The organism is Synergistaceae bacterium (assembly GCA_031267575.1).
GTDB lineage: Bacteria > Synergistota > Synergistia > Synergistales > Aminobacteriaceae > JAIRYN01.
The window spans coordinates 57,113-66,834 of record JAIRYN010000045.1 but is presented as its reverse complement, the minus strand read 5'-3'; the positions used below and the strand labels follow the sequence as shown (position 1 = coordinate 66,834).

Sequence of the window (9,722 nt, the reverse complement as noted above, 5' to 3'; positions counted from 1 at the left end):
GGAGAAGTTCCGAACGTAAAATATTCAACGAAAACATCGATATTAAAACCGAAAACCAAGGTTATATCGATAATTAAAAAGCGTTTATCCTTTGGATAAACTTTTGGATAAACTTTTGGATAAACTTTGCGAGATTCAGCTTTTCCTTAGATCATATGGTCTTCGGAATACTATGCGAAACGTATCTACTAGCTATGAGTAGGTATTAGTATGCTAAAAGAATCGGGTAGGTGAGGAGCGAATTTCCTTTCCTAGTTTTCCACTGCTCCTATTTTTCACCGCCGAAAAAAGAGGGTAAAACCTTGGGCAAGTCCTCGAAAGGGTACTCTCCCAACACAGTTCCTTCTTTGAAAAGCACGGCACCCACGGGCGTGCCTGCGATACCTAAATGTGCTTCTTTCGCCTCCTTGGGGCCGTTGACCTCACACCCCATGACGGCTACCGTCATTCCGTCCAGGAGTCCGGGAAGCATGGGCTCAATCAACTTCACCAAGCTCGCCACGTCAGCCCTCCGACGTCCGCAGGTCGGGCACGAGATCAGATTGACACCGCGCGAGCGCAGCCCCAGAGCCTTCAAAATTTCGTAGCCGACGCGAACCTCCCGCTCCGGCTCATCCGTCAGAGAGACGCGCAGGGTGTCTCCTATCCCCTGCCCCAGAAGGATCCCTATGCCCGCGGTGCTTTTGACGATGCCGGAGTCGCCGGGCCCCGCCTCGGTGACTCCGATGTGTAACGGCAGGTCCGGGTAAGCGTGGGCAATGAAAACATTGGCCCTCACCGTATCCCTCACGGACGAGCTTTTGGCGGACAGGACAATGTCTTGAAAATCGTGCTCCAAAAGCAATTCCGCCTGCTCTTTGACCGCCCTAAAAAGCGCTTGGGCGCGATCACCTTTAGGGGCGTCACCCCCAGAGGCACTGCTTTCTGAGGTCTTCCAGTGGCGGGCCGAAAGAGAGCCCCCGTTAGCCCCGATGCGGATGACGACTCCCAGATCTTTAGCTACGCAGATCATTTCGGTCAGTTTACGCAGCGGCATGTTGCCGGGATTGATACGTATACTGGAGCATCCCCCCCTTATGGCAGCCACGGCGATCTCAGGGTCAAAATGAATGTCGGCCATCAGGGGCAAAGACGTATGCCGGGCAAGCCAGGCCAAGGAATCCGTCAGCTCTGCTTCAGGTAGAGCCACTCGCGCCAATTCGCACCCCTCGCTTAGAAGACGTTCACACTGTTCGAGGCACTTTTCCCTCGAAGACAGCGGCGCTTTGAGCATACTCTCCACACGAACAGGGGACCCACCGCCAATGGTAAGAGCCCCGATTTTTACCTGTCGTTTCATTCCGCTTCATTCCGCGAAGAAAAGTTTATAGATGTCTTGCCAGGTCACGAAAAGCATCAATGAAATCAGGAAAACGAACCCCGCGGTGTGGATCCAGTTCTCCACTTTTTCCGGCAGGCGACGGTGAAGGAACATCTCCAGAAGCACAAAAATGATTCGCCCACCATCCAGCGCAGGGAAGGGAAAGAGATTCAGAAGCCCCAGGTTCAAGCTAATGAGGGCCAGAAACGTGATGAAGCTCCAGGCTCCCTCACGCATGGCCTTGCCCGACATTGACGCGATCCCGATGGGGCCGGTCACGTCCACCTCTTGCTTCTGGGCAATCCAGTCCCATATTCCAGAGAGCATCAACAGGGTCATCTCACAAGTGTAGCCGGCGGCGTTTCGCACGGCTTCCAGAGCGGTGTAACGAGCAACAGCCGGTGTGATACCCAACATGGGGTTCCCGTGTTCTCTATTAAACGGAATGTCGGTTTTGATCTCCAGCCTTTGGGCTTTCCTCTCCACCGTGAAAATCACCTCGCCCCGACGCGCCGCCTCCCGAAGGCTATCGGACATTTCGCGCCACTCGGAAACGGGCTGTCCGTTAACCTCCACGATGCGGTCACCCACCTGAAAACCGGCCTGTTGGGCGGGGAATCCCTCCATCAGCGTACCGATCTTCGTGTCGTTCATGTTGAGGACGCCGTGGCCGTACAAGAAGAACGCCGTCAGAAGGAGGGCCAGAACGATATTACTGAGGGACCCATTCAACAGAACGAAAAAACGTTTCCAAGCGAACTGCTCATTGAAACCTTTGCCAGGAAGCACCGTTTCGTCGCCAGCTTCCTCTCCCATTCCGGCCAAGCGGCAAAAGCCTCCCACCGGGAAAAGGCGCCACGACCACAACATCTGGGCTTCTTTTTGTTGGCGCACCTGTTTGATCACCGGCCCCATGCCAAAAGCGAACTCATGGACCTGGACGCCCAACAGCCGCGCCGTTATGTAATGCCCGTACTCGTGAACGAGAACACAAATTCCGATGACGATCACAAACGAAATAAAACTCATCATAACTTTTATCTCCTTTTTTGCCTTTTACTTTACCTTAAGCTGTGTAGTTACTTACCTTATCGCATATGGAGGCGCAACGCCCCCGTCCCCACTCCAAAATCTCCAATGCCTCATCCAGAGAGCGAGGCGCTGAACCGGGGTAAGAACCCATTGTCTCCTCCACAACCTCGGCAATAGCCGTGAAAGGGATGTCCTTGTTCAGGAAACGATCCACCGCCACTTCGTCGGCCCCTACCAGGAGAGCTGGATAAGCGCCGCCCTTCGCCAACGCCTCTTTTGCCACCCGCAACGCGGGAAAACGTTTTTCGTCCGCCAAGTTGAAAGAAAGCCCTTTGCCGGACAGCTCTGAGCGAGGGTAACCGCGCCGGGGCGGCAAACGCTCCGGCCAAAAGAGGCAAGAAGCCGCGGGAAGCCTCATGTCAGGATCGCCCGCTAGTATCTTGACAAAACCGTCCTCGAACTCCACCAGCCCGTGCGCGAAAGACCCCGGAGAGATTAACGCCTCCACCTGGTCAGGATCAAGAGCAAACAAAAACATTGCCTCGATCAGCTCGATGCCTTTATTCATCAAAGTGGCGCTATCGACGGTGATCTTCGCCCCCATGTTCCACACGGGATGCTTCAGCGCCTCCTCCGGCGTGACATTTTTCAGTTCTTCGAGGCTTCGCTCGCGAAAAGGTCCTCCTGAAGCCGTGAGGTAAATTTTATACGGTTTTTCTTTTTCTCCCTGAAGACACTGCCATATGGCGTTGTGTTCACTGTCCAGGGGGCGAAGCTGATCACGACGGCGCACTAAAGGCATAACCCACGTCCCAGCCACGACGACGCTTTCTTTGTTCGCCAGGGAGATGTCCTTGCCCTCCCTCAACGCGACCTGAAGGGCCTCAATGGCCGCTGTTCCTGACGAAGCGAAGACCACGTGATCGATATCGGGGTCCTGGGACAGTTCTTTCAGGCCCTGGGCTCCGGAAAGAATCTGTCCTTGGGGGATTTTCGGAAACAGAGCGGTAGTCACTTTCTCAGCCGCTTCCTCCGTGGCAAGGCAGAGCTTCGAGGTTTCGAACTCCGCTGCCAGGGAAGCCAATTTCTCCACGTTTTGCCCCGCGGCCAAGGCGACGACCTCTAGCCGATCCCTGTGACCCCGACAGACATCCAAGACTGACGATCCCACGCTGCCGGTCGCGCCGACGACCGCTACGCGCTTTCGTTTTTCCACGTCCGCTTTCATATCAGAATGACCCCAAAAAGGAGGTACGTCAAAAGACCATTGATCAAAATGCTATCGAAGCGATCAAGAACGCCTCCATGTCCGGGAATCAGCTTGCCGGTATCCTTTACGCCCGTTTCCCGTTTGATCAAAGATTCGGCCAGATCTCCCAACTGACCGGCGAAGCTACAGGTAAAGCCGATCCAGAAGAGGGGAAAAGGCGGCTGTTGCTGGATGAAGATGATGAAAGCGATCATCAGGACGCTTCCCAAAATGCCGCCGATGAAACCCTCCCAAGTTTTGTGAGGGCTGATGTTTTCGCACAAGTGGCTTCTTCCCCACATGGAGCCCACCAGGTAGGCCATCACGTCACAGCTCCAAGTACAGGCGAAGAGGGAAACGAGTAAAAGGCGTCCCGTGGGCATGTTGTGCAATAAGATCAGGCAGGTCCACGGCACGACGATAAACAAAATGCCCGAAAGCGTTCCTCCGGTGTTCCAGACGGCAAAACTGGTTCCCCACATCTGGCGGCGAACAATCTCCGCCATCAGGATCGCGTAAACTGTCAGAGAGAGAATCAAAGCGATAGACACTGGCCGCACCCCCTCGGTCGAAGAAAGGATCACGGCCAGCGCGGAGATGTAGCCGATTCCTCGGGAAAGGCGAATTTGGGTCGACAGCAGCCGGTAATATTCCACCAAGGACAACAACGCGAGCACCGCCACCACCAGAATCCACATCCACCCGCCCTGGTAGATTCCGCCCAAGACCCCCCCCATGATCACCAGCCCACTGAGAATTCGCTGAACGAGATTCCGGCTATAACCCGTCATGATCCGCTCCCTTTACATTGATCAAATTACATTGATCAAATCTCTCTTTTAGGACTTGGATATCCTGCCACGTCAGCTCTTTGGGGCTTCCTTTCCTGCGGGAGTCGTCGCGCAGAAGGTAACTGGGGTGAAACATGGGAAAAACATCCAGTCCCCGCCACTTGACCCAGCGCCCTCGGAGAGCGCTAATCCCCTCAGTCGTCTTCAGTATCCACTTGGTAGCCGTAGCTCCAAGGCAGACGAGAATTTTGGGGCGCAGCAGCAAAAGTTGAGCCTCCAGGAAATCGCCGCACCGCATCATTTCCTCTGGAAGGGGGGTGCGGTTGTTGGGTGGACGGCACTTCACCACGTTGGTGATGAAGACGTCTTCACGGGAGATTCCACCCGCCGAGAGGATCCGGGTCAAAAGTTGCCCCGCTCTGCCCACAAAGGCCAGGCCTTGCATGTCTTCGTCCTCGCCGGGCCCCTCTCCCACGAATACCAAAGAGGTATTGACGAACCCCTGGCCGAAGACGACATTAGCGCGCGTTTGACACAGACCGCACTTGTCGCAGGCTTGAACCCGCTCTCTCAATGTAGCCCACGCGGCGGAGCACCTGTTTTTGATTTTATCTTCCACCGATTTATCTACTTTGTCTGTCTTCACTCAATTTCTCCGTCCGTTCTATTTTGAGGTATTATATTTGAGGTATTATAAAAGAATCTCGTTGACGCGTATATTGACTTTTTTGACCTCCATTCCCGTGAAAAAACTCAACCCAACGCTGAGTTTTTTCTGTAAAAGGCGGGCCAAATAGAGCGCGTTTTTATCTCCGAGCTTGATATCCACTACCAAGTTGATGTTCAAAACGTCTCCCTCCGAAATCAGAGTGAGTTCGTGTACCTGATGAACATGGTCTCCCATAACCAACAAACGCCGAATCATGGCCAAGATGGCTTCTTTCTCGATCGTCACCCGACCGTCGAAACTGAAGGGAGGTTTAACCACTGTGCGGGTTTCGTCCTGCCTATCCTTGCTCTTGAAAAGGTCTTTCAACTGACTAACGAGTTTTCCGGCGAAATTCCTCTGTATCTGAGTACGGGAGACGGGGACCACGTGCTGTTTTTTTTCGCGTCGTTCTTTCAGGGCGTTGTCGATTTCCTCCCGGGAGGCTACCTCCATGATATCGATGATCTTTTGTGGGGACGATAAGCCCAGTTTACTCAAAATCTTCTCCATCATGGGTTTCGATGTGGCGATGACCATGACCTTACAGGGCGCGTGGGAGGCCAAAAAAGTAACGACTTCAAGTCGGTGGGGTGGATACTCGAATAGCGCCCGGCGAATGGCTCGCACCAGGTTTTTCTCTGATTTGGCGCTTTTCCCAGCCATGATCTGTCCCTTAGCCACGAGCAAACCATCATCAATCACGAAATCAATCCCGTACTGACGGGCTACCTGAGAGGCTCTTTGGCTTTTCCCCGTACCTGCGGCGCCCACAAAGGCCAAGACCTCAATGTTGGAAAGGTCTGGCAGGGCGATTTCCTCTTTTTCTCTTGTTTTGTCCCGCGATTCTTCCCCTGTCGCTTCCCAGGAATGCTCGGCCGTTTCGTGGGTCATTGCCATTGCGCGTCCGGTTCAAAAGTGACGTCAGCCCCCAAGGACCGTAGCTTCAAGTCGATGGCTTCATAGCCTCGAAGGACATGCTCCATGTTTTCCACCCGTGTCTCGCCCTCGGCCGCCAGTCCAGCCAGAATTAGCGCGGCTCCAGCACGAAGATCCGTGGCTCTCACCAATGCGCCGTTCAGGTTTCTCACCCCTTTGATGACGGCGGTATCTCCCTTGATATTGATATCCGCCCCCATGCGGTTCAACTCTGCGGCGTATAAAAATCGAGCTTGAAATACACTTTCCTCCACCAAGCTCACTCCGCTGGATAGCGTCAAGGCCGCCACCATCTGGGGTTGTAAATCTGTCGGGAACCCAGGAAAGGGCATAGTTTTGAGGGAAACCGGTTTGAGTTTGCCCACCGGGTGGACGGCGATAGAGTTTTTCCCCACCGAAAAAGAGGCTCCCGCCTCCTCCAGTTTTGCCAGAAGCGCGTCCACGTGATCGGGAATCACGTCTTCCACCGTGATCTCTCCTCCCGTCATGATGCCGGCCAAGAGGTAGGTACAGGCCTCTATCCTGTCGGGAATGACGCGCTCGCAGCAATCGTGGACGTTGGAGACACCTTTCACGCGGATACATCCCACGCCTTCGGTATCGACCTGGACGCCCATGCTCCTCAGAACTGCCGCAAGGTTTTCGATTTCCGGCTCGCGGGCGGTATTTTCGACGATCGTCTCGCCTTTGGCGAAAACCGCGGCCATCATCAGGTTCTCTGTGGCCCCCACCGAGGGAAAGTCTAGATAAATTCGTCGCCCTCTCAAATGATCGGCTTGAGCGTGAACGAACCCGTTCTTGATCTCGATTCTGGCGCCCATCTGCACGAGTCCCTTCAAGTGAAGGTCAATGGGGCGGCTTCCTATCGAACAACCTCCGGGCAAGGGCAGGATGGCGCGTCCACACCGCGCCAGAAGCGGCCCCAACACTAGGGACGAGGCCCTCATCTTACGCACCAGAGACTCAGGGGCTTCCCAGGAAACGGTTTCGGGCACGTCAAAAATCACCCTACCTCCTTCCCTACTCACCGAGGCGCCCAGAATGGCTAGTAATTCTATCATCGTCTCTACGTCTTGCAGGTTCGGGACGTTGTCCAGGACCATTTTCTGCCCTTTCAAAAGTAAACAGGAAGCCATCACCGGCAAGGCCGCGTTTTTGGCTCCCTGTGTTTTCACTTTACCCTTGAGGGGAATTCCTCCCGACATTCTCATTTTATCCATAGACTCCATGCTCCTCGATGCCGTCCTCATGTCGTCCTCATTTCATCCCGACTGACCATGGTAAAGTGATGAGCGATGAAAACAAGAACTCAATCTATTTTCGTAGGAATTATACGAGTATCGTCGAGAACATGCAAACGCACATCAGGTTGAACCCAAAATATTTCTCGAAAAAACCGAGTAATTTATCGATGAGACCCTGCTTCTTTTTCATCCGATAACTGTCCACGCCGTCGGAAGATCGGGAGACGGGCGGCAAGATTTTTGGGATTCAAATCTTCTATTGACAAACGCAACAACCCATGTTAAAATAAAGATTTATAAAGAGATAGATTATTTCGCATTTACGGGATTAAAGTAAATTCAAAATGTACCAGAACCGTAGTATATATATTTAGTAGTATATTATATTTATATGTTATATTCGTAAAAACAGAACGGATAGATACGGAATTCCGTACATACACAGGACGGCAGTCAACATAAAATAATCAAAGGCCCCATCTAGGGGCCTTTTTTCATCCGTTGTTCCATAAAACCCCGTCCTTCAGGACGAAGATATGACGAAGATATAAGGAACATCCGCCGAAGGCAGATACGAAGGCAGATACGAAGGCAGATACGGTTTAGCTCTGTCTTGCGTTACAATATTTCCGCCGACATGGGATAAAGATAAAATCCTGCGGCATTGAATCTTGAAAACTGGATATACGCGGTTGTTCGGAGAAGTCCCGAACGTAAAATATTCAACGCCACACAAAAATCAGAGCTTTTTGCTCTTTTCACAGAGTGGGAACATCCACTCTTAGGTCTTAGGGAAAAAGCTGGTACTGCTATGGAGTCCAGAGCTAGAACGTCACCGCGGTCCTGAACCGGATAATGTGGTCATCCGTGTAACCGCCGACTGTTTCAGCGTCGTCGTTCCAGTCCACGTTGAGGTAACCTAAAGCGAAGGTGACGTTTTCGTTGTAAAGATACTCCACGCCCAACCCCCACTGGGTCATTTTGGCGTCTCGGGGCGCCGCCGCAGGCCCCACGTTGTCCAGCGTGTGACCCGCTACATAGAGCCAAGTATGCCACTTTTCGTTCCACTCCTGTAGAGCGCCCACTCGCCAAATTTTCGTGTCGTACCCCATAAAAGCCGCGCCGCCGTCGACGGTATTCCACGCGCCCTCATCCGCCAACGTTAGCGCCGTGTTGTTATAGGTCAGGAAGAAATCCCCGTCCAGGTAGCCGTATTCCAACCACAGACTCGTGAACTGGAGGAGATCCTGTTTGATGTCGACGATGACCTTCCACGCGCTGGCGCTGTCCAGATCGAGGTCCATCCAATCAGCGCCGTCGATGCTCTGCTCCGCATCTTTGTCCTGATAGTAGTAAATCCCCCTGAGCGCGATGTTGGGGCTGAAGTCGAAACGCAACCCGCCGAAAATCGTCCACAGGTGATTGGCCGCGTATTCGGTGTTATCATCCAGGCGCACAATCGAGGAACCATCACCGAAAAGCGCCTGAACCCCCAAGTCGAAGCCAAATCGCTCCGTGAACTGCAACTGAGCCAGAGCCGCCAGCTCCCACAGACTGAGGGACTCGTCCATGTTCCAGCTCGGCAAGTCGTCCGGGCGCGCCACGTAGGCATTGACAGAACCCAAGGCAAAAGATTTGGAGAAGCCGAGGCCGTCCACCGTGCGATCAGTAAGCCAAGCCTCGTTGGCGATATCCGTAGCTCCGCCGGTTTGGAAACGATAGTCGCCCTCGAAATCTCGGTCGAAACGTCCCACCGTCACCGTCGAGTCCCAGAAAAACGGAACATCAACGTAAAATTTGTCATAGGTGATTCCATCATCGGTTGCGTCTACACGCGCGAAGAGAAAAAGGCCCTCGTCTTCCCCGAACCACCGTTGAAATTCGAGACGTCCCATCGACAGAGAAGACGTCCCGTTGGCGAGATCGCTATCCCAGCTATCGATGTCCAACCGTAGTTCCCCGGTGATCTGCCAGCCGCCCAAACGATCCTCCACCACCGAAATTCGCTTGTCCAGTTGGTCCATTCTTACACCCAACGCGTCCAGCTCGTCTTTGAACTCGACAACCAGCCTCTTGAGCGTCTCTATATCCCGCTTCTCGGCTTTCGTGAGATCGACGAGGGCAAGGGCGCGGGCCAAAGCGGACGCCATTTCATAGCGCGTTGTCGGCTGCCTGCCCTTGTACGTGCCATCCGGGTAGCCAGACAAAACACCGCGCGCCGCCAACTGACCAATCGCGTCGTAGGACCAGTGATTCAAGGGCACGTCCATAAAGGGATTTATAGCGGCCAAACTTGGCGTCGCCCACAAAAACACCACACACACACAGAATAAAAAGACTCCGCTTCTTTTTGCAACGCTTACTACTTTTACACCCACCACAAAGACCTCCTTGATGTTTT

The 9,722-nt window shown here is 53.4% G+C and carries 9 protein-coding genes; all 9 read right to left on the bottom strand.

Features of this window, described 5'->3' with window-relative positions:
• Positions 1-268: 268 nt before the first annotated feature.
• Positions 269-1,339, bottom strand: a complete 1,071-nt coding sequence (ispG, locus tag LBJ36_06685) for a (E)-4-hydroxy-3-methylbut-2-enyl-diphosphate synthase (protein ID MDR1378725.1) — start codon at positions 1,337-1,339, stop codon at positions 269-271.
• 6 nt (positions 1,340-1,345) lie between these two features.
• On the bottom strand, positions 1,346-2,392 hold the full coding sequence (gene rseP / locus LBJ36_06680) for an RIP metalloprotease RseP (GenBank protein ID MDR1378724.1): 1,047 nt from the start codon (positions 2,390-2,392) through the stop codon (positions 1,346-1,348).
• Positions 2,393-2,426: 34 nt separating this feature from the next.
• Positions 2,427-3,620, bottom strand: coding sequence for a 1-deoxy-D-xylulose-5-phosphate reductoisomerase (gene dxr / locus LBJ36_06675; protein ID MDR1378723.1), 1,194 nt, complete (start codon positions 3,618-3,620; stop codon positions 2,427-2,429).
• A complete protein-coding gene (locus LBJ36_06670) occupies positions 3,617-4,432 on the bottom strand; it encodes a phosphatidate cytidylyltransferase (protein MDR1378722.1) in 816 nt (271 codons plus the stop codon). The genes dxr and LBJ36_06670 overlap by 4 nt, the downstream gene beginning before the upstream one ends.
• Positions 4,419-5,039: a uracil-DNA glycosylase gene (locus LBJ36_06665; protein ID MDR1378721.1), complete on the bottom strand. Its 621-nt coding sequence runs from the start codon at positions 5,037-5,039 to the stop codon at positions 4,419-4,421. The genes LBJ36_06670 and LBJ36_06665 overlap by 14 nt, the downstream gene beginning before the upstream one ends.
• Before the next feature lie 84 nt (positions 5,040-5,123).
• A complete protein-coding gene (locus LBJ36_06660; GenBank protein MDR1378720.1) occupies positions 5,124-6,032 on the bottom strand; it encodes a hypothetical protein in 909 nt (302 codons plus the stop codon).
• The gene (gene murA, locus LBJ36_06655) at positions 6,029-7,297 is read right to left on the bottom strand and encodes a UDP-N-acetylglucosamine 1-carboxyvinyltransferase (protein MDR1378719.1); all 1,269 of its coding nucleotides are present in this window, start codon (positions 7,295-7,297) and stop codon (positions 6,029-6,031) included. The genes LBJ36_06660 and murA overlap by 4 nt, the downstream gene beginning before the upstream one ends.
• 109 nt (positions 7,298-7,406) lie before the next feature.
• Complete coding sequence (locus LBJ36_06650; protein ID MDR1378718.1) at positions 7,407-7,556, bottom strand: hypothetical protein; 150 nt, start codon at positions 7,554-7,556, stop codon at positions 7,407-7,409.
• Between the two features lie 589 nt (positions 7,557-8,145).
• The gene (locus LBJ36_06645) at positions 8,146-9,699 is read right to left on the bottom strand and encodes an S-layer homology domain-containing protein (GenBank protein MDR1378717.1); all 1,554 of its coding nucleotides are present in this window, start codon (positions 9,697-9,699) and stop codon (positions 8,146-8,148) included.
• Positions 9,700-9,722: the final 23 nt, after the last annotated feature.

Excerpts from the sequence above, each read along its gene's own strand:
- murA (MDR1378719.1), bottom strand. The coding sequence starts at position 7,297 with ATGGATAAAATGAGAATGTCGGGAGGAATTCCCCTCAAGGGTAAAGTG.
- LBJ36_06670 (MDR1378722.1), bottom strand. The coding sequence starts at position 4,432 with ATGACGGGTTATAGCCGGAATCTCGTTCAGCGAATTCTCAGTGGGCTG.
- rseP (MDR1378724.1), bottom strand. The coding sequence starts at position 2,392 with ATGATGAGTTTTATTTCGTTTGTGATCGTCATCGGAATTTGTGTTCTC.
- LBJ36_06660 (MDR1378720.1), bottom strand. The coding sequence starts at position 6,032 with ATGACCCACGAAACGGCCGAGCATTCCTGGGAAGCGACAGGGGAAGAA.
- dxr (MDR1378723.1), bottom strand. The coding sequence starts at position 3,620 with ATGAAAGCGGACGTGGAAAAACGAAAGCGCGTAGCGGTCGTCGGCGCG.
- ispG (MDR1378725.1), bottom strand. The coding sequence starts at position 1,339 with ATGAAACGACAGGTAAAAATCGGGGCTCTTACCATTGGCGGTGGGTCC.